Genomic DNA, 20,811 nt, shown 5'->3' on the forward strand with positions numbered 1-20,811 from the left:
ATCAACTGCTGCCAAGTTACGCGAAAGATCTAGCGGTACCCCCCTTGCCCATCGTGGCCAGTGCTTGGCCGCCACGTTTGGCAATTATTGATTTTGCAATATTCGCCACTTCAGAAGCGACCACCGTGGCCAAGAAGCGTCACGATCATCCACTCCCGGATTAAATCAAACCTATTTTAAATTAAAGCGCCAGTCTATTTATTTATTTATACGCCGCATTTAATGATTAATGCATCAAAATCAAGAAGAAGGGGGCTCTTGCGCCACTCCTTGCGAGGCGACTCCGGAATTTTACGGCTTTTACCCTGATGCACTCCGTCCGCGAGATGGTCATTGCTTCGCGTAGATCGACAGTCGCAGGGAGCCAACTGGAGCCAAACTCAGCCCTATCTGCGAAGACGAGGCATGAAAGCAACAGCCTCGCAATGCGTCGCGCGTGATTATTAACTTACGCACCCGACGCGCTCCAGGTAAGCCCGCCGTGACGCGGCGAATTTGGCTTTCAATGTGATGCTGGTCATCCTCATGGAGGGCGGTAGCCGTGGTTGTCGCCGGGGGCCCACGTTCCAGAGTGTGAGACCATCGCGGGACTCAAGGGTGGTGCGCTCCTAGAGCGAGGCGCGTAGCCAGACCGCTGACGCAACCCAACTGCTGGGTTATCGCTCAGTAGCCGACGCACGTGCCCTGGAGGGCGGCGAGGAGTCCTCGGCTGGGATTTCTGACATTGCGATGCTCGCGCATGAAGCTTCGCATCTCGTGCTGCCGTCCCGTGCAGTCTCGTTCGCTTTACCGCGCAGCGGGGGTCGGCGAGCAAGCATTCGAAATCCATGTGAAGCTTAAACCGAAAGCAGTTCCCGGTCGGCTTACAAATGGAACCAAATTGACCGCCATTAAATGAGAAATTTGATTATGTCATATAATCATGATGACTCCATCGCAAAAACGAAAAATATGTTGGGGGAAAACATGGGAGGTTGAAATGGAAGCTGCCCGCCGCCTGCGTGCAATGGCGCTGCTATGCCGACAGACTGCCGCACTCCAACCTGAGAGAAGCTGGAAACTGCTTGCAGAGGCAGAGTACTGGGAGCATCTGGCGGCTGCGGCTTCAGCTCATTGAGCTTCGGTGGAGTATTCTTTATCTTTCGCTTTTCGTCGACTTCTTACTTCAAATCATTTTCTGAGGCATGTGATGTCGAGTACGCGTCAGATTTTTTCTAGTGCTGTTCTGAATGAACGGCACCAGGCGCTTCTGGAGGAGCTTAGAGAGGTGGAGAAGCTTCGACGCAAGCTCCGACATGTAGAAGCAAGAACGATGGGCAGAAGACGGCGTACCAAAGCGAGCGGCGGAGCAAGAGCCGTTTAGAGACGGCCGGGACCGCAGTAGCGAGCCTTGGTGACGACGTCGCTGCGACATGTCGGCAACCAGCCAGGCCGGGGTGCCTCACAATGCTCGAACTAACTCGGCGGCGAGACCGGCCGTCGATTCAGGATCGCGCGTTAGCTCCGACCTTCATTCGACGTTGCACTTCGGAACACAGCAACGAGTCGATCGCCTTGCCAAAGCTCAACGTCGTGCTCGTCATGCATTTGCTCGGCTCGGCGTCTCGCCGTCTGCTCATCAATGCAGTCGAGCTTTGCAGCGCAGATCAGTTGCCGGCTGCCGTCCACCACGAACACCTTGTACCGCATAATGCAGTCCGATCCCAAAGGCGACCGTCATCGTACTCGAATGTCCGTCTAAGCCGGTGCCAAACTAGGCGTGGCGCACGGAATCTTTGTACGTGTGGCAGTTCGGCTATACCGGCTCGTGGAATCCATTGATTGCGCGGCGGATGTACCTCGCATCTAAGCTAACGTAATCTCCACGCATGCCGAAGCGTGCGGCCTCGAGCTCAAGAGCGAGAGGCCACCAAGCGTCATCAGCAGTACACCGAACCAGGCCGTCCAGCTGCGCGCTTCGCCGTGCGCCTCTGCAGTGCGCGCGCCCAGCGGCATATCTTGAGGTGCGTCGGCGAGAAGCTGCCCAACGTCGACTTGGCCCGGTGCGGAGTGTTCGGAGGTGATCTGGTTGGGAAGATCGACAATGGGGGCCGCCGACCCCGTGCCGAGATTGGAAGCGGCATCAGCTACCTTCATTTCGGGTACAGGCGGCTGAGATTGCTCGGGCGGTGCGGAGCGCAGCACCTCCGCGCGCGCATCAACGACCGCGCTCCACCTCGTCCCGTTCTCGTCCAAACTGGCGCTGCGGTCTTTGGCCATGCGAGCCCGAATCGGCTTCTTCACCGTCGCGATGCCCTCGGCCAGGAACCAGCATTTGCGGCGACCGTCCATTCGGTAGACCCAATGCTGTCCACCAGTGGTCGAGGTACCGGGACGCGGGACGCATTCGGCTTGCGGCGGAGAGGTTACCGTGGGTTGGGGCGTAGCAGTATTGAAGAAGTCGGCAAGAGGGTTGGAAGACGCAGGCGCCGCCGATAAACCTCCGACAAGCACCAAACTGGCGAAGTATAATCGCAAATGACCGGACATCGAAAACTCCCGGGTGCGCCCCACCCCCCGCTCGAACCTTAGCGGCGACAACGGCTCCCATGCGGCTTAAATCGGGCGGCGCGATGAATTAATTAATTGTACTCTTGGCTACCTGATTAATATGCCGGTCACGAGGCAGCGCGATTCATCGAGCCGTCCGCGCCGCCGTCCGGTGATCGCCATCTTTGCGCTCGTCCCCGAGCACGAAAGCGCAACTGGCCAAGGGTGAGTTTGTGGAGGTCACGAGACGTGGCTACCCCGCGCGGCGATTTAAATACTCCGCCACGATATTACCACTGTCGCGCCTTTCTCCCTGCTACCTCTCGTATTAAATGTGGATTGCATGATCAATATTTAACTGAGGGCTTGTCTGTTCCCGGATTCCCGACTTGTCTGCCTGGGCCTTCTGCCCAAGATTAGGGATGGAGCCATGAACACCGCGCATTTCAATTCGCTCTCCGTTGACGAGCTCTGGATATTTCACCAAGAGGTCGCCGCCAAACTCACTCAGAAAATGTTGATGCAAAAAGCACATTTGGAGGAACGGCTCCACAGGATTGGACTGGCCAACGAGGCCACGCGGTTCAATCGCGAGCGCCGTCCATACCCGCCCGTTCGTCCCAAATATCGCAATCCGAAGAACCCGGCGGAGACATGGTCGGGTCGCGGCAGGCTGCCTCGATGGCTGCGGCCGCAGCTTCGAGGCGGCCGAAAATTGGACGATTTCCTAATCGATCGGGCTTCAGCCGAAAAGCGGCAGACCAATTGAGCGCGCGTTGCGGCATTTTGGGATGGAAATGCTGGCGCCGGCTGTTCCCCCTGGGCTCTGAGCTCCTCACATCATCGTTGAAGCGCGGGTCATAACCATGCTTCGAGGCATGGCCATAGCGAGAGCGCTGTGCTGATGGTCTCGCTGAATCGCTCGGGGGGCCCGCGGCGCAGTGAGGACATCGACGAGAATCTCAAGCACGCGATGGCCGTGTCTAGTTGTCGTGCCCTCTGAAGTGCCGCCTAACCGCATTCCACGCTCGAAGGACTGGAGGGATGAGCACGATGAAAAGAACCCTGATTGCAACCGGCCTCATTGCGCGCTGCAGGAGTGGTGGGTCGTGATCGTCCGAGCGACCGGCCGTCGTGTTAATCGTCACCGGAGATGGAATTCCTGCTCGCCGAGTAGGTGACGGTCTGCGCGAGGGCAGGACAACTACAACGAACAGAACGTTCACCAGTAGCCATATTCCCACAATGAGAAGAAAAGTACGCACGAGAACGACCATCGTTGATCTAAATCTGCCGAGCTTACTCCTGCCTCATACCCGGCACGCAACCGGCAACACTGCGTTCGCGGACGGAGCCGCTTCAGCGCAGCCGGCACATTTTCGCATCTCCCCGAGGCCGTTGGGTCCCGAGCGCTTTGCGAGCGTCCAGGATCGCTCCCAGCCTAGTCCGGCGCAACACTCGCGTCTGTGCGCTTTCGAACATTCATGCCCCCTTCAGGTATGCTAGTTCTATGCATCATCCGGCGAGAGCCGGACAGGGATGGCTCATCGGCCAAGACGGCCGTCCTCAGCCCGCAATCCCTGAACAGGGGCGGGGTCATGGAGCGTGGCCCAAATATCGCAGCACGAAGAGCGGCGAATTTGGCGGTCCGCATAGAACCAGTATCGAGTTTCGGCAGTTGACTCCGGGTGGATCCGAACCAGCAAACTGATTTGTTCGGGCCAAGGATAAGTTTAAAAGCTAAGCCGGCACACAATGAAGGACCTCCGACGACGTTTGGAAAAGGTCCGCGCTGACGCCAGAGAGTTTATGCTGATGAGCCAGCAAGCGACGGACATAGAAAAGCGCGAGCTGTTTAAGCGCTTGGCGGATGAACTCGCCTTCGAGGCTCTCGAGCTTGAGCTAATCGTCAAGAAAAATGAGCGAGCTAATCCGTGCGACCAGCACGAGGTCGTGGAGTTTAAGCCGCCCTCTCAGCGAACGCGTGGCTGATGCGGAAGAGGTCAAGCCGGCTAGATCGGCGTGCACAACCGAACTTTGCGCATGGCTCCGCCAGCGAACGCTGCTCCGCCTTCGCCGCATCGCATTGCGGTTGGGAGGGCCCAATCCGGAAGCGGTGATGTCATTGTACGCCGCCAGCAGTTCATCCATATGGTCCTTCCGTCGATTTCGAAGAACAGCGGGGTTTCAGGCAAGCGCCCAGGCTACGGAAGTGGTCGACTATTTCTCGGTGAACCTCGATCGCAGCCCACGGACCCACCCGTAAATTTCCCAAGTGTTCGAAACGAGGCGCGCTGGTTAACTGGTGCGGGTGAGCACCGCACCATGAAAACGCCGAAGCCAAAGCAATGGACCGACCGCGAGGTCCAGCAATTGTCGAAGCTGGCACGGACGGGCGCTGGCGTATCGAAGATTGCAGCCGAGCTGGGCCGTCACGCAGGATCAGTGAGGCGAATGGCGCGAACGATAGGGGTATTGTTGAAGAAGTAGCCGTCGAGGAAGCTCGCGCATGCCCCGCCCGAAGGAGCGCAGCACGGCTGACCACAGGCCGGAACCACGACTAATGTCCCGCACAAGCCTGAGCGCGGCGCCAGTATTTCGACCATAGAAGAGCGTCTGATCGAGCTGCGAAAGAATGGTCAGCCCAAATAGCGTGATGGCAATGCCTCTAAACATTGTCGTGGACCGGGTTGAACGGTGCAGTGCAAGTTCAAACGGCCCCGGCCGCAGGTTGGGAGGAACAGCCGGGGCCGGTATTCCCATTCCATGTGCCGCAATCGGCGGTAATCGGCACGCACCTAGCAAGCCAGATAAAAGCTAACGAATTGTTTCGTAAGTCCCGAATTCGGAGCGAAGCGCTGCTTTGGTGTTGCAACGGCACGTGCTTCGCAACGCAACATAGCGCGAGGCGCCGCCCGTACTTGTATGGAGGTTGAACCAAACTTCTTGCCGTTGCGTGTCGTCCATAGTCAACGTCTACTTCAGATTGATTTTGTGACGATCCGCTTTTTCAGACGAGGCCGGTCCATGAGCGTCAAAGCCATGATGGCGACTATCCTCAAGAACCACCTGACATCGCGCGGAGTGCATTCGCTGACGCATTCGGACTGCGCGGAGATCGTGGAGCACTTGATCGAAAAGCTCACTGAGCTTGAGCTTAGTTTAGCGCGAGAAGTAGCCAACAACCAGAAACTGCAGTAGCACGAAGCATGATGAGCAATCGAGACTGACAGCGGCGTGATTGCTGATCCGTTCCGCTGCCCGATGGCCGCAGTCTGAACACGCTGCACGTCGCCACGACCGACGACGCTCTCGGCGCGCGAGCATGATGCGCCGGAATGGTGCCCCTAACGACATTGATGCTGTTTGTGGCACTATCGGCGCAGGTCGCGCCCATGGGCGAGAGACCGTCTCGATTAACCCGACCGAGATGTGTAGAGCGCCGACAGCGACCCAACTCACGACTAGGTGAGTAGGCCATGTGCTTACAAGGCAGAGGCCCCGGAGTGCCTGAGGCGGACCTCTTCCCTCATCAACTAATCGTCGTCCCGGTCGTGAGGATGGTGTTCGAGGTGGTGCTCATGGTGATGGTGCTCTGCCCCACCTCCGTTCACACCTTTTGCCCCAGACGCAGCGATGGCGTTTGACGTGAGTGAGGTCGATAGAAGCAAGGTCATGGCGGGCGGCGTTACGGCCGCAAATCTACCGCAGGTCTTCAAAAATTCACGTCGATCGTCATCTTCTGTCGAGGTATGACATCCACTTCACGAACGTCTTCGGACCGACAAAGGTACCACATTATTTTCAGTTATCCGAATTTAATTCGTAAAATGTATTAATCGATCATAGGCAGCTTAATATTCGGGGTTGAGTGAATCCGAACGTGTACCTCCTCAGCGTCGGTGGCGCTCTTGAGTATGTCCAGAGCAGTGATCCGTCTGGAACGGATGGGAGTATCGTCCTAATTAAATGGACAGCTTCTTGATGTTGTTGTAATTTTCTCGGGTTTCAGCTTCGGAACTGATGTTTTGGAGCAACTCATGCCGGAGTATCGAGCCTACATTCTTGGATCGGACGGCCACATACAGCTTCGCCTTGAACTTGATTGCGTCGACGAACCAACGGCGAGCGAACGAGCCAAGCAGCTCGTTAACGGCCAAGACGTCGAGCTTTGGGAAGGTGCGCGCAAAATCGCGACATATAGGCCAGAAGAGTAAGGTCGCCGACACTGGCGCGCTGGACCAACCCACATTTCGATTGCCGCGACGAGGATCTTGCTCATAGGGGCATAAGCGCACACTGCGCGTCATTCGTGGTCGCCGTTGATCCGGGGGCAATCGTCTCCCGGCGCGAGTAATCATTCTCCTCTGTGCGTGCTTGAGGCTCTGTTCTTTCATTTGCACAAGCGACGTTGCATTCTTGGAAATGGGACGACAGCTCAAGCTCAGCCAAGTGCTCCCAGTATTCTGCTTCCGCGAGGAGCTTCCATTTATTCACGCCATTGTACGCTGCTTGTTGACGACACAGCGAACCCATCGCGCGTAAGCGTCGCACCTTCTCCACTGCGGACCCCCTTCGGCTTGTTTTTCACAAACCTGTTATTTCTGAGTGTCAGAGTTAAAGTCTCGCAGATTGAAATGACAAGCCCGGTGTTTGACTGGTTTTATGACAGCGCAATAGTCTGACTTTTGCCGCTAGCGTGCATCCGGTTGAAACATTGACCTAGATCGATAAACCCCGCTCTTCCGACTGCCCGCAATCCCCCTCGCGGAGGCGCTTAGGAAGGTGGCGGCTCCAGTCCGATGACTGGAGCCTTTTGTCCGCCATCCATCAAAGCAGGTGAGCAGTCCCAGCGCTGAGTGCAATGTCGAGTGTCAGCGCCAGAGCGTCGTCCGCCTGCGCTCTGCGCAGGCATGCAATAAGGTTCGCACCAGCAGCAGTGAACTTTTGAGCGATCCTTCTTCGATTATGGTTAGCTTTTCATCACTCCGACGTTTGATCCTTACTTTGTCTCGCCGCATTGGACCACGAACCTGCTCGACGACCGATGCCAATTGATCAACACAACCCCCGCTATTGCGCGAGCCTCGGAGGGCTATCAGTTACTGCAACTTGGACACTAAGAGCCCGACACACGCAACGAGCGTTGCCGTACTCAGGGTCAAGAGCTGCTCAGTGCGGGCTTGCAGATAGCGGTTAGCAACCAGCTGATTCAATTGATTTCGAAGCCCCTCAGATCGAATTTGCTGGAATGCCAGTTCGCAGAGCGCTCACACCATCTAATGGGACGTAAGCTCTGACAGATTACGACAGGCGCAAGCAGGAGCCAGCGTGCAGCTTTAAACGTTTACGGGCGTGGATCGATCTCGAAGATGATCGACATGGACCGGACCGAGCGCTTCTTTGCCGGATGACTGTCGTGGGCACGATCTGCCTCTGCGCCGCGTTTACGATGTGGATGCTCGTTTGAGCCGCCACTCATGCCGCCAACGGAGGCGCCCTATTTCGGTGGCTGCCATCTTGGCAAGGCCAGCCACTCGGTTACTGACAAGGTCAGCCACTCGGTTACTGAGACGTGATTTCGTTCTGCCGGGCCTTCCTAAGCAGACTGTCTCGTTTGTCCTGGCGGAAATGACCCGGCTTCATCACGTAGCTGTTGAGCTTCTAGGTCAAGCCGAGCCCTCTCTTGCGAGATCGCCGCGGCGTTTGCCGCGTCCCGGAAAGCGGAACTCCCTATGGTATTACCCATGCGCATTTCACAATTGCGGAGCGGCGCGCTGGGACCTAACTCCTCAATCACCCTGAGAGACAACAATTCGCCTCCGAGGCGCGTGTGGTTGGAGTTTTTGAGATTGAGAGCTTCCGCAGCTGAATTGGACTTCGGGGCGCGAGGCGTAGGCGGATTCAAACAAAGTTCGAGTTGGCCGCCCTATGACGCTCGAAATGCGATGCGGCGGATCGTTCAAGGAGGCCGCAGTGACGCTTCCCGGCGAAATTGGTAACCGACTTCTGGCAGCACTACCGGCGGCGGACCTCGATCTGCTGGCGCCCGAGCTAGAGATGGTAGCGCTCGATCGGGATGCGGTCGTCTCGCAGGCGGGTGACCAGACCGAGCACGTCCTCTTTCCTCATAGTGGCGCCATTTCTGTGATGATCGACATGGCCAACGGACAGACGGTCGCCAGCGCCGCAATAGGGCGCGAGGGAGCAGTAGGCACTCTTTCCGTGCTAGAGCCGTCCCCTTCGGCCGTTACCGCCGTCGTTCGTGCCGCGGGCATCGCCTCGCGAATCCCCTCATCGGACAAGGCGCACGTTCTGTCATTAGACGTTGGCAGTCGGTTGGGCCTATTTAGAGGTCCAAGGTCAGCTTTTTCGACTTTGCACCCGAATAGCAAATCATGATCGTCTTGTTTGTCTCTTGTTCCTGCTTGCTCAGAAACTGCTCGCGGTGATCCGGCATGCCTTCGATCACGCGTGTCTCGCAGGTTCCGCAGCCACCTTCCACAAGCGAAATTCCTGAATCGATCAGTGCATCCAGGAATCGACTTCCCGGGCTCAACGGCAATCGTACGATATCGAAACATAACGGCCGTGCCCATCTTCCAACCCAAGATCGCGCGAACCATCGGTTTGCTTCAGCGACGCGGAGCCATCTATCCACGGCCGCACGGGTTTCTCGCGACAGATTGATTTCGAAATGGCCTGGAGAAATATGAGATACCGCTCCACATGTCGGGCGAACTGAACTCACGGGCCAACTCAGCCAGCCGTCAAAGCCCCGACCTTGAGCCAGAAGGTGTTCTGCGGATTCCGACGCGTGTGCCATCACGGCCGGAAACACTTTTGCATTGGCGGACGCTGGTCGTGACGAGCGCCAAGACCCGATGCGACGAGAGCAACTTCATGAGTAGAATCCGAGAACGGCCTTTGTCTCGAGATATTCTTCCAAACCCCTCTAGGCCGTACTCCCGGCCGTTGCCGGAACGCTTGTATCCACCGAAAGGTGCGTTCGGGTCCCAGTCAGGATAGTTCACATGGACCTGACCAGACCGGATCTCTCCGGCTACGGCCCGCACCGTTTCCATATCCGTGCCCTGCACGTGGGCGCCGAGGCCGTAGACAGTGTCGTCGGCGATCTCGATCGCCTCCTCCACTGTGTTGTAGGAAATGATGGACAGCACGGCGAATTCCGCACCAATGCATTATTTCGACTGCTTGTCCGATTGTTCGCTGTAGTACCCTATCCTACGATGAGGGCGTAACAGACCACCCCAAGTAGCCTCGGCGGTATATACTGAGATGAAAGCCACGGAGATAGGCCACTATGGTCGATGTAATGCACGACGCCGTTTAGTTTGATTCGGGAACGAGCATCAGAAGCTCCATTTCCAAACGCGTTCAAAAAATTCGGCGGCATCAGAGCTGCTTACATAACGAACTCAGCAGCTTAAGCGCTGGCTGGGGCGGGAGGGATCGAACCTCCGAATGGCGGAATCAAAATCCGCTGCCTTACCACTTGGCTACGCCCCATCAGGCCCTCGGGAAACGGCGGCGACAGGAGCGTCCGCGGATTCCCTCGAGTGGTGCCGGTCTATAGGGAGAGGCGCGGCATTTCAACCGCCCGGAGGGGCAAAATACCACAGGCGCCGGTGGCGCCGCGCCATGCCTTACAGGAGCGCTACGCCAGCCCGTTGCCGACGGGCGTTCCGCCACCCTCCTGACAGTTGAGACCTCCCCCGTTTCATGGGAATACGGCGCCAAGAACTGTCCACGGGAGTGAGCCATGACCTACCGCGCGCCGATCTCTGACATGCTGCTGTCGCTCAACCACGGCGCCGGCCTGAAAGCTGCCATGGAGGCCGGCCATTACGGCGATTTCGACGGCGATATCGTGAGCGCCGTGCTGGAGGAAGCCGGCAAGTTCGCAACCGACGTGCTGGCGCCGCTCAACAAAGTCGGCGACGAGCACGGCATCAAGCTCAGCGACGGCAAGGTCACGACCGCGCCGGGCTGGCCGGATGCCTACAAGCGCTGGACCGAGGGCGGCTGGAACGCGGTCTCCGGCCCCGAGGATTTCGGCGGCCAGGGCCTGCCGCTCGCGATCAACGCCGCCTGCAGCGAGATCTGGAGCGCCGCCAACGTCGCCTTCGGCCTCTGCCCGCTGCTGACGGCGTCGGCGATGGAGGCGCTGGACGCGCATGGCAGCGACGAGCTGAAGAAAATCTATCTCGAGAAGCTCGTCTCCGGCGAATGGACCGGCACGATGCAGCTGACCGAGCCGCAGGCCGGCTCCGATGTCGGCGCGTTGCGCACCCGCGCCGAGAAGCAGGCCGACGGCACCTATCGCATCAAGGGGACGAAGATCTTCATCACCTACGGCGAGCACGACATGACCGACAACATCGTGCATTTCGTGCTGGCGCGCCTGCCGGACGCGCCCGCAGGGACCAAGGGGATATCGCTGTTCCTCGTGCCGAAATTCATGGTCAACGAAGACGGCTCGCTGGGTGCGCGCAACGACATCTTTGCCTCCGGCGTCGAGCACAAGCTCGGCATGCATGCCTCCCCCACCTGCACCATGACCATGGGCGATCATGGCGGCGCGATCGGCTTCCTGGTCGGCGAAGAGAACCAGGGCATGCGCTGCATGTTCACGATGATGAACCAGGCCCGCCTCGGCGTCGGCCTCGAAGGCGTCGGTGTTGCCGACCGTGCCTATCAGCAGGCATTGTCGTACGCACAAGAGCGCAAGCAGGGCCGCGCCCTCGGCAACAAGGGTGACGGTTCCGATGCGATCTTCGTGCATCCCGACGTCAAGCGCATGCTGATGCGGATGCGGGCGCAGACCGCTGCGGCGCGCACCATCTGCTATGCGACCGCGGTGGCGATCGACGTCTCGACGCGTGCCAGGGATCCGAAGGTCCGCGCCGACGCTGCCGCGCGTGCGGCATTGCTGACGCCGATGGCCAAGGGCTATTCGACCGACATCGGCAACGAGGTCGCCTATCTCGGCGTGCAGGTGCATGGCGGCATGGGCTTCATCGAGGAGACCGGCGCGGCGCAGCACTATCGCGATGCCCGCATCACCGCGATCTACGAGGGCACCAACGGCATCCAGGCCATCGACCTCGTCACGCGAAAGCTCGCGGCCAACGGCGGCGCGTCGGTGTGGGCGCTGCTCGACGAACTCTCCGCAATCGTGAAGCAGGTCGAAGCCTCCAACGATCCCGCCTTCGGCACCACGGGCGTGAAATTGCGTGAGGCACTTGAGGCGCTGACGCGCACCAGCAAATGGCTGCTGGAGCGGCTTCCTTCCGCGCCGAACGAGGCGCTGGCCGGCGCGACGCCGTATCTGCAACAGTTCGGCGCCACGCTCGGCGGCTGCATGCTGGCGTCCGAAGCGCTCGCCGCGAAATCCGACGGCATCGCGGACGCCGGGCGCTACGTCTCGCTGGCGCGCTTCTTCGCCGAGAACATCGCCGTGCAGGCCGGCGCGCTCGAGCGCACCGTGACGGAGAGTGCGGAGTCGGTCGCCGCAGCGGATGCGGTGCTGTTGGGGTAGCCGGGACGCGTAGCCCGGATGGAGCGCAGCGCAATCCGGGGCCATCATTGCTGGTGACACGAATTCCGGATTGCGCTGCGCTCCATCCGGGCTACGAAGCCGCAAGCTTCGTACGTCGCCCCGGCCGCCATAGTACGACGCTCGCCGCCACCACGTCGAGCACCACGCACATCGCAAACGCGCTCGTGTAGTCGCCGGTTACGCTGCGCACGAGACCGACGATGCCGGGGCCGAAGGCGCTGACAATGCCGCTGATCGAGGTGCCCAGCCCCATCGCAGCGGCGAAGGCGCTCGCGCCGATCTCCCGCTGGATGATCAAGGGCGGAAACGTGATCATGTTGCCGATCGAGAAACCGTAGACGGCGCAGCACACGAGCAGCACGGTCGGATTCGTGCTTTGCAGAAGCACGAACAGCGCCGCCGCCTGGCTCGTCATCGATGCCGCGCAGGCGAGCCGCGGATCGAGCCGGTCCACGAACAGGCCGAGCGAGAGGCGCCCGACCACCGCCATCGCCGCCATGACGGTGACGGCAAGGCCCGCACTGGCGCGGCCGATCAGCGGTTCGAGGAACGTCACCTGATGGATGATGAATCCCATCTGCGCCAGCAGCGCGACCGCGATCGGCAGCACCATGGTCCAGAACGCCGCGTTGGCGAGCAGCGTCTTGCGTGAGTGAACCGAAGGCAAGGCAGTGCCGCCAGTGGATGAATTCCCACCCGACGTCGGCGGCATTTCGGTTCGCCACCCGGTGAAGATGACCACCACCGGCAGCACCAGCACCACCATCGCCAGCGTGGCCGCCAGCATCGCGGAACGAAAGCCGATGCTGCCGCTCAGCGACAGCAGCAGCGGCACGAGCACGATGCCCCCGCAGGTCGCGCCGTTGTAGGCGAGGCTGAGCGCGAGACCGCGGCGCCGTTCGAACCAGGAGTTCAGCACGGTCGCGATCACCACCGTGCCCATGCCGGTCCAGCCGACCGACATCAGCGCATAAGCGAGATAGAGCTGCCACGGCGTCTGCAGCAGCGCCAGCAGCACCGTCGAAGCGCCGAGCGCCGACAGGCCGCACAGGATCAGCGACCGCAGCCCGATGCGGGCGAGCAGATCGTCGGTGAAGATGACGAGGACGGCAGTCAGGAGAAAGGAGAAGGTGCTGGCCGCGGAGACCAGCGTGCCCGGCCAGCCATGGGCGCGCTGCAGTTCCGCGAGATAGACGCCCTGACCGTACAGGCCGAAGCCGAACATGAAGAAAGCCATCAGGAAGCAGGCCAGCACGACGCGCCAGCCGCGATAGTGCAGCGAGGATTCGTCAACACGAGTGGCGGCAATCATCAATCGGGCAATCGGCCAAATGGAACGGCGCGAGGCGATCGTGCACCACAACCAGTGGTTTTTCAATCGAAAATGGCGGTTGATCATTGCAACGCGGAACACGGCGGCGAGCGTGATGCGCCCGTCTCGGGCGAATTCGGTCTCCAAAAGGTCGCGCTAGCGCATTGGCACGCCTGCAAGATGATGTAGGCTGACGTTTCGCGAGTCTAGCAATGTCAGTATCGCGGCGACCGCAGGGGCCCCTCATGCCGAATGGCAATATCGTCGTCAGCGAAGAGCGCGGAACGCGCGTGATCACCCTGCGCCGCCCGAGCAAGAAGAACGCGATCACGCAGGACATGTATCGGGAGATGAGCCGCGCGATCGACACCGCGCAGAACAATCCCGACATCCGCTGCATGATCATCACCGGGGGCTCCGGCGTGTTCACCGCCGGCGACGACATCGACGATTTCATGCACGCCGACACGTCGCGCCCCGAGACGCTGTCCGACGGCGCCAAGTTTCTCTATTCGCTAGCTCACAACGCCAAGCCGGTGATCGCGGCCGTGGACGGCGCGTCGATCGGCATGGGCACCGTGATGCTGTTCCATTGCGACTATGTGCTGGCCTCGAACGCGGCGACCTTCTCCGCGCCCTACATCCATCTCGGGCTCGTGCCGGTCGGCGCGTCCAGCCTCTTGATGCCGAACACGATGGGCTACCAGCGCGCCTTCGCCATGCTGGTGATGGGACGGACTTTTACGGCCGCGGAAGCGCATGCCGCCGGCTTCGTCAACACCGTGGTCTCGCCGGGTCATACCGAGGTCGAGGCACGCAAGGTGGCGCGCGATATCTGTCGGCTTCCCGCCGAAGCGGTCGCGATCTCGCGCAAACTGCTCCGCGTCGCATCCGAGGAGCTCACCCGCCGCATCGATCAGGAGGCCCATCTGTTCGGCGAGCGGCTGAAGTCGGAAGAAGCCACCGCCGCGTTCAACGCGTTTATGAACAGGAAGAAGCGGTAGGCTGTCTTCCCTCTCCCATGGCGGGAGAGCCTGGCTCGCCGCAAAGCGGCGAGACGGGTGACGGGTTCTATCCGCGAGTCGAACTCACATTTGAATTTGCGGAGACACCCCCTCATCCGGCGCTTCGCGACACCTTCTCGAGAAGGGGAGAAGGAAGAAAGCTTCGTGAAATCTTCGTGCGGAACGACTAGTCTGGTTTCATGCAACATGTTCTCCGGCTGACCGTCTTCTCGCTCGCGCTCGCCGCCCTGCCCGCGTCCGCCCAAACCGCCGCACCCGTCGAGCTGCGCATCCTGGCGATCAACGATTTCCACGGCAATCTGCGCCCGCCGCCGGGCGGCATCCGGATCAGCGATCCCGAGGACAAGGCCAGGAAGGTGATGGTGGCGGCCGGCGGTGCCGAATACATGGCGACGCTGGTGAAGCAGCTGCGCGAGGGCCACAAGAACACGATCTTCGTCGCCGCCGGCGACCTGATCGGCGCGAGCCCGTTCCTGTCGGCGATGTTCCACGACGAACCTTCGATCGAGTCGCTCTCGATGATGGGGCTCGCGATCAGCTCGGTCGGCAATCACGAATTCGACGAAGGCAAGACCGAGCTCCTGCGGATGCAGAACGGGGGCTGTCATCCCGTCGACGGCTGTCAGGGGCCGCATTCCTTTACGGGCGCCAGATTCCGCTATCTAGCGGCGTCCACCATCGAGACGGCGACGGGCAAGAGCGTGCTGCCGCCTTACGAGATCAGGGAATTCGAAGGCATCCCCATCGCCTTCATCGGGCTGACCTTGAAGGACACCGCGGGCATCGTCTCGCCATCGGGCATCACCGGCCTCGAATTCCGCGACGAAGCCGAAACGGTGAACGCGCTGGTGCCGCAGCTGAAAGCGGGTGGGGTCGAGGCGATCGTAGTGCTGATCCACCAGGGCGGCGAGCCGGCCGGCGACTACAATGAATGCCCTGCTATCACGGGGCCGATCGTCGACATCGTGAAAAAAATCGATCGCGCCGTCGACCTCGTCGTCAGCGGCCACACCCATCGTGCTTATGTCTGCGATATTGACGGGCGGCTCGTCACCAGCGGCGACAAATACGGTACTCTGGTCACCGCGATCGACCTCAAGCTCGATCCGGCAACGCGCGACATCGTCAGCGCTAGGGCCGAGAACGTCCTCGTCGCCAATGCCTCGCTGCCTAGGGATCCCGAGCAGACCGCATTGATCGACGCTTACGACAGGCTTTCGGCGCCGATCGCCAATCGCCCGGCTGGATCGGTGACGCAGACGCTGTCACGCGTGCCGAACGAGGCCGGCGAAAGCCCGCTCGGTGACGTCATTGCGGACGCGCAGCTGGCCGCGACCAGGGACGCCAAGGACGGCAGCGCCGTCATCGCGCTCACCAATCCCGGCGGCATCCGCACCGACATCGTGCCAAAGGAGAACGGCGCGATCACCTTCGGCGACGTTTTCGCCAGCCAGCCGTTCCGCAACCGGCTCGTCACCATGACGCTCACGGGCAGCCAGCTCAAGGACATGCTGGAGCAGCAATGGCTCGATCCGAAGCGGCCGCGGATTCTCCAGGTCTCGAACGGGTTCAGTTACGCCTGGGATGCGGCGAAGCCATACGGCGAGCGCGTGATCAACGAGAAGATGACGCTCAATGGCAGGCTGATCGAAGCCGGAAGCGGCTACCGCGTCACCCTCAACGATTACCTCGCAGTCGGGGGCGACGGGTTTACGGTCGCCAAACAAGGCACGGGGCCGCAATATGGCGGCTACGACGCTGACGCGCTGTTCGCGTTCTTCCGGGCGCACGGACCGATCGGACCGCTGCCGCTGAGCCGCATCCTGCGCGTGAATTGATCCGGATCAAACAGGCCGCTCCGGGACACCCTTTGCCATTCCCGGGGGAACGCATAGATTGGGTTTTGCATTTGCGTTTTGGCGCCGGATGCGCCAAGCGACATCGAGAGCCCGCATCCCATGAGGCCGACTGATGAGTACGCTTCTCCTCTCCCACAAGGCCTGCCTCGACCACGTCACGCCGCCGGGACACCCTGAAAGGCCGGACCGCCTGCGCGCGGTGGAGGAAGCGCTGTCGCATGAGCGCTTCCAGTTCCTGGTGCGCGACCAGGCGCCGGAGGGCGATCTCGACTTCGTCACGCTCTGCCACAACGAGCACTACGTCACGGAGCTGCGCCACATCGCGCCGACCAGCGGACAGGTCTATATCGATGGCGACACCTCGATGTCGCCTGGCACGTGGGAAGCGGTGATGCGCGGCGTCGGCGGCGCGGTCGCGGCGACCGAAGCGGTGATGGCGGGCGAGCATCGCAACGCCTTCGTCGCGGTGCGCCCGCCCGGCCACCACGCCGAGATCGGCAAGCCGATGGGTTTCTGCTTCTTCGACAACGTCGCCATCGCCGCGCGCCACGCGCAGCGTAAATACGGCATCAAGCGCGCGGCCATCGTCGATTTCGACGTGCATCACGGCAACGGCACGCAGGATATTTTCTGGTCGGACCCGACCGTGATGTACTGCTCGACGCACCAGATGCCGCTGTTTCCGGGCACCGGTGCCAAGAGCGAGCGCGGCGACCACGACACCATCGTCAACGCACCGCTCGCCTCCGAGGACGGCGGGCCGGAATTCCGCATCGCGTTCGAGAATCTGATCCTGCCGCAGCTCGAAAAATTCAGCCCGGAGCTGCTCGTCATCTCTGCCGGCTTCGACGCGCATTATCGCGATCCGCTGGCGTCGCTGAATTTGCGCGCGGAGGATTATGCCTGGGTGACGCGTAAGTTGATGGACCTCGCTGACAAGACCGCCGGAGGGCGCGTTGTTTCTGTGCTCGAGGGCGGCTACGACCTGCAAGGACTGAAAGAATCTGTTACGGCGCATGTCGGCGCCCTGATGGGCGCCTGACACACCCGCCACATTGCGCCCGCAAAACTTTGCTTTCTCCGACGTGAAGCGAATCGGGCAATCGGAAACTTATATGGCCGAAAATACCCAAATCGACATCTCCAGGCTGACCTTCGAACGCGCCATCGAGGAGCTCGAAACGATCGTGAAACGGCTCGAGGACGGCAAGGTGCCGCTCGAGGAATCCGTGACGATCTACGAGCGCGGCGAGGCCCTGAAGCGCCGCTGCGAGGAGTTGCTGCGCCAGGCCGAGGCGCGCGTCGACAAGATCACCACCGATGCCAGCGGCCAGGCGACCGGCACCGCGCCGCTCGACGTCCAGTAAGGGCCGCCTTCAAAGCCGCCTATCTCACGCAGCGCGCACCGGCAATTTTTCATGATCGCACGCCGCCGTCGGCGTTGCTGCTGCCTGATTCCAGGGAACCGGCGCTCCGGAGATTATGGAACCTCCCTCAGAGCGCCCCTTGTCCTCCTGAATCCGGCCTAAAAATAGCTTCCCCACGCGAAAAACCTTGCCGAGGAACCGGGCTAGGTTGGAACCCTTCCGATGGCGCCAGGATTAACCACTCTGGCCCGCGGGTTGCAGGTGCATGCCCGTAATCGGGCCCAGCGGGTTGGCTTTGGCCCAAGCTTTGGTGTAAAGCTGCGCGGAGTGTGGCTTTTTGTAAGCCTTGCGTGGGCACTGATTACCGACGACAAGCGCTTCAAACTGCTGATGAATTGGCTGGGATGGACGAAGCCGATCTAAGTGACAGGGATCACAGAGACTGAACCGGAGAGCACTTAAGCTCACCTAAGCTTGAAGACGGGGCTTTGCCCCATGCAGGTGGCTCCGACGGTTTAAGGACTCGCGCTGCGCCGATATTGAGCAAACCCATCGCGCGCCGGAACGATCTTCCGGCGCTGACAAATTGGAAATCGCCGTGAACGCATATAGTAAAACGCCGCTTCTCGACACCATCCGGACGCCGGACGACCTGCGCAAACTCAAGGTCGAGCAGGTTCGCCAGGTCGCCGACGAGCTGCGTCAGGAGACCATCGATGCCGTCTCGGTGACCGGCGGTCACTTCGGCGCAGGCCTTGGTGTGGTCGAGCTCACCACTGCAATCCATTACGTCTTCGACACCCCGCGCGACCGGCTGATCTGGGACGTCGGCCACCAGGCCTATCCGCACAAGATCCTCACCGGCCGGCGCGATCGCATCCGCACGCTGCGCACCGGCGGCGGCCTGTCCGGCTTCACCAAGCGCAGCGAGAGCGATTACGATCCGTTCGGCGCCGCGCATTCCTCGACCTCGATCTCCGCCGGCCTCGGCATGGCGGTCGCGCGCGACCTCTCCGGCGGCAAGAACAACGTTATCGCCGTCATCGGTGACGGCGCGATGTCGGCGGGCATGGCCTATGAGGCCATGAACAATGCGGGGGCGATGAACTCGCGCCTGATCGTCATCCTCAACGACAACGACATGTCGATCGCGCCGCCGGTCGGCGCGATGAGCGCCTATCTGTCGCGGCTCTACTCGGGCAAGACCTATCGCACGCTGCGCGATGTGGCCAAGCAGATCAACCAGCGCCTGCCCAAGATCCTCGCCAACCGAGCCAACCGCGTCGAGGAATATTCCCGCGGCTTCATGATGGATGGCGGCACGCTGTTCGAGGAGCTCGGCTTCTATTACGTGGGCCCGATCGACGGCCACAACCTCGACCATCTCCTGCCGGTGCTGAAGAACGTGCGCGACATGGAGACCGGCCCGATCCTGCTCCACGTCGTGACGCAGAAGGGCAAGGGCTACGGCCCGGCGGAAGCCTCCGCCGACAAGTACCACGCGGTCGTCAAGTTCGACGTCGCGACCGGCACCCAGGCCAAGTCCAAGCCGAACGCGCCGGCCTATCAGAACGTATTCGGCCAGAGCCTCGTCAAGGAAGCGGAGAAGGACGACAAGATCGTCGCCATCACCGCGGCCATGCCTTCCGGCACCGGCGTCGACATCTTCAACAAGGCGTTCCCGGACCGCACCTTCGACGTCGGCATCGCCGAGCAGCACGCAGTGACGTTCGCCGCCGGTCTCGCCACCGAGGGCTACAAGCCGTTCTGCGCGATCTACTCGACGTTCCTGCAGCGCGGCTACGACCAGATCGTGCATGACGTCGCGATCCAGAGCCTGCCGGTTCGCTTCGCCATCGACCGCGCCGGCCTCGTCGGCGCCGACGGCGCCACCCATGCCGGTTCGTTCGACAACGCCTATCTCGGTTGTCTGCCGAACATGGTGATCATGGCCGCGTCCGATGAAGCCGAGCTGGTGCACATGGTTGCAACCCAGGTCGCGATCAATGATCGTCCGAGCTCGCTGCGCTATCCGCGCGGCGAAGGCCGAGGCATCGAGATGCCCGAAGTCGGCATTCCGCTCGAGATCGGCAAGGGCCGCATCGTCCGCCAGGGCAGCAAGATCGCCCTGCTCTCCTTCGGCACGCGCCTCGCCGAATGCGAGAAGGCCGCCGACGAGCTTGCAGCCCACGGCCTTTCGACCACGATCGCTGATGCGCGCTTCATGAAACCGCTGGACACCGAGCTCGTGCTCAAGCTCGCGCGCGACCACGAGATCCTGATCACGATCGAGGAAGGCTCGGTCGGCGGTTTCGGCTCGCATGTCGCGCAATATCTGACCGATCAGGGCGCGCTCGACAGCGGCCTGGTGCGGTTCCGCACCATGGTGCTGCCCGACGTGTTCCAGGACCACGACACCCCGGCGGCGATGTACGGTCGTGCCGGTCTCGACGCCAAGGGCATCGTCGCCAAGGTGTTCGAGGCGCTCGGCAAGGACGTCAAGGCCGAGACGGTCAAGCTCGCCTGATAGCGAGCTTCGACCTTCCGCGAAGCAGCTGTGATGAAAATCTATCTGGCAGGCCCCGACGTGTTCCTGCCAGATGCGGTCGAGATCGGCCGGCACAAAGTCGCGGTCTGTGCCGCGCACGGCGTCACCGGCCTCTATCCCCTCGACAACGAAATCGACCTCGCCGCGCCCGACGCCTCGCGGCAGATCTTTTGCGGCAACGAGGCGATGATGGACGCGGCCGATGCGATCATCGCCAACCTCACGCCGTTCCGCGGCGCCGGCGCCGATCCCGGCACCGTCTACGAGCTCGGCTACATGGCCGGCCGCCGCAAGTTCTGCCTCGCCTATTCCAATGACGGTGCCGCCTATGCCGACCGTGTCAGTCGCTTCATGGACGTGACGTCCGAAGACGGACGGCTGGTCGACGCGCAGGGGCTGACGGTCGAGGATTTTGGCCTCGTCGACAATCTCATGATGATCCACGCGCTGGAGCTGCATGGCTGCCCGCTGGTGACGCCGGCGCAGATGCCGATCGACGTCTGGCACGATCTGGCCGCGTTCGAGGCTTGCGTCCGGATGGCGGCCGCGCGATTGATCGCTACATAAGCGCCTCAGGCGTCTTCGGAG

At 61.1% G+C, this 20,811-nt stretch carries 15 protein-coding genes, 1 tRNA gene and 2 pseudogenes; 12 read left to right on the top strand and 6 right to left on the bottom strand.

Going from position 1 to position 20,811, the window contains the following annotated elements; genetic code table 11:
* Positions 1-1,845 precede the first annotated feature (1,845 nt).
* Complete coding sequence (locus BcanWU425_RS29060; RefSeq protein ID WP_231188765.1) at positions 1,846-2,331, bottom strand: hypothetical protein; 486 nt, start codon at positions 2,329-2,331, stop codon at positions 1,846-1,848.
* Positions 2,332-2,959: 628 nt separating this feature from the next.
* Here BcanWU425_RS29060 and BcanWU425_RS29065 point away from each other — a divergent pair.
* The 3 genes from BcanWU425_RS29065 (at position 2,960) to BcanWU425_RS29075 (ending at position 5,730) form a co-directional block, all read left to right on the top strand.
* A complete protein-coding gene (locus tag BcanWU425_RS29065; protein WP_204510834.1) occupies positions 2,960-3,298 on the top strand; it encodes an H-NS histone family protein in 339 nt (112 codons plus the stop codon).
* Positions 3,299-4,344: 1,046 nt separating this feature from the next.
* Complete coding sequence (locus BcanWU425_RS29070) at positions 4,345-4,521, top strand: hypothetical protein (RefSeq protein ID WP_231188768.1); 177 nt, start codon at positions 4,345-4,347, stop codon at positions 4,519-4,521.
* A gap of 1,035 nt (positions 4,522-5,556) precedes the next feature.
* On the top strand, positions 5,557-5,730 hold the full coding sequence (locus BcanWU425_RS29075; protein ID WP_204513899.1) for a hypothetical protein: 174 nt from the start codon (positions 5,557-5,559) through the stop codon (positions 5,728-5,730).
* A gap of 764 nt (positions 5,731-6,494) precedes the next feature.
* Here BcanWU425_RS29075 and BcanWU425_RS29080 read toward each other — a convergent pair.
* Entirely contained in the window at positions 6,495-6,839 is a 345-nt protein-coding gene (locus tag BcanWU425_RS29080; protein ID WP_204513898.1) for a hypothetical protein, read from the bottom strand.
* Between the two features lie 1,666 nt (positions 6,840-8,505).
* Here BcanWU425_RS29080 and BcanWU425_RS29090 point away from each other — a divergent pair.
* A pseudogene (locus tag BcanWU425_RS29090) lies at positions 8,506-8,829 on the top strand (cyclic nucleotide-binding domain-containing protein); the annotation flags it as partial.
* 49 nt (positions 8,830-8,878) lie between these two features.
* Here BcanWU425_RS29090 and BcanWU425_RS29095 read toward each other — a convergent pair.
* The 3 genes and pseudogenes from BcanWU425_RS29095 to BcanWU425_RS29105 all read right to left on the bottom strand — a co-directional run bounded on the left by BcanWU425_RS29095 (position 8,879) and on the right by BcanWU425_RS29105 (position 10,059).
* Positions 8,879-9,355, bottom strand: a complete 477-nt coding sequence (locus tag BcanWU425_RS29095) for a 2Fe-2S iron-sulfur cluster-binding protein (protein ID WP_083926417.1) — start codon at positions 9,353-9,355, stop codon at positions 8,879-8,881.
* A gap of 75 nt (positions 9,356-9,430) precedes the next feature.
* Positions 9,431-9,710: pseudogene (locus tag BcanWU425_RS29100) on the bottom strand (aldehyde dehydrogenase family protein); the annotation flags it as partial.
* 274 nt (positions 9,711-9,984) lie between these two features.
* A tRNA-Gln gene (locus BcanWU425_RS29105) sits at positions 9,985-10,059 on the bottom strand.
* Between the two features lie 253 nt (positions 10,060-10,312).
* On the opposite strand from BcanWU425_RS29105, the gene BcanWU425_RS29110 reads away from it, so the two are divergent.
* Entirely contained in the window at positions 10,313-12,091 is a 1,779-nt protein-coding gene (locus tag BcanWU425_RS29110; protein ID WP_085361379.1) for an acyl-CoA dehydrogenase, read from the top strand.
* A 91-nt stretch (positions 12,092-12,182) separates the two neighbouring features.
* Here the strand turns inward: BcanWU425_RS29110 and BcanWU425_RS29115 are convergent, their stop codons facing one another.
* Entirely contained in the window at positions 12,183-13,424 is a 1,242-nt protein-coding gene (locus tag BcanWU425_RS29115) for an MFS transporter (protein WP_085352688.1), read from the bottom strand.
* A gap of 245 nt (positions 13,425-13,669) precedes the next feature.
* Between BcanWU425_RS29115 and BcanWU425_RS29120 the strand changes: the two genes are divergently transcribed.
* From BcanWU425_RS29120 to BcanWU425_RS29150, 7 genes are all read left to right on the top strand, one after another.
* Positions 13,670-14,428, top strand: coding sequence for an enoyl-CoA hydratase-related protein (locus BcanWU425_RS29120; protein ID WP_204513897.1), 759 nt, complete (start codon positions 13,670-13,672; stop codon positions 14,426-14,428).
* 200 nt (positions 14,429-14,628) lie between these two features.
* Positions 14,629-16,287, top strand: a complete 1,659-nt coding sequence (locus tag BcanWU425_RS29125; protein WP_018456263.1) for a bifunctional metallophosphatase/5'-nucleotidase — start codon at positions 14,629-14,631, stop codon at positions 16,285-16,287.
* 133 nt (positions 16,288-16,420) lie between these two features.
* Positions 16,421-17,350: a histone deacetylase family protein gene (locus BcanWU425_RS29130; RefSeq protein WP_085352539.1), complete on the top strand. Its 930-nt coding sequence runs from the start codon at positions 16,421-16,423 to the stop codon at positions 17,348-17,350.
* A 73-nt stretch (positions 17,351-17,423) separates the two neighbouring features.
* Positions 17,424-17,675, top strand: a complete 252-nt coding sequence (locus tag BcanWU425_RS29135) for an exodeoxyribonuclease VII small subunit (protein ID WP_007594646.1) — start codon at positions 17,424-17,426, stop codon at positions 17,673-17,675.
* Positions 17,676-17,897: 222 nt separating this feature from the next.
* Entirely contained in the window at positions 17,898-18,098 is a 201-nt protein-coding gene (locus BcanWU425_RS29140) for a hypothetical protein (protein ID WP_085361378.1), read from the top strand.
* 175 nt (positions 18,099-18,273) lie between these two features.
* Positions 18,274-20,202 carry a 1-deoxy-D-xylulose-5-phosphate synthase gene (dxs, locus tag BcanWU425_RS29145; RefSeq protein WP_026233122.1) on the top strand — a complete coding sequence of 643 codons (1,929 nt, stop codon included), beginning with the start codon at positions 18,274-18,276 and terminating at the stop codon, positions 20,200-20,202.
* Between the two features lie 33 nt (positions 20,203-20,235).
* Positions 20,236-20,790, top strand: a complete 555-nt coding sequence (locus tag BcanWU425_RS29150) for a nucleoside 2-deoxyribosyltransferase (protein ID WP_018456259.1) — start codon at positions 20,236-20,238, stop codon at positions 20,788-20,790.
* Positions 20,791-20,811 lie beyond the last annotated feature (21 nt).

Source organism: Bradyrhizobium sp. WU425, assembly GCF_021052305.1.
GTDB lineage: Bacteria > Pseudomonadota > Alphaproteobacteria > Rhizobiales > Xanthobacteraceae > Bradyrhizobium > Bradyrhizobium canariense_D.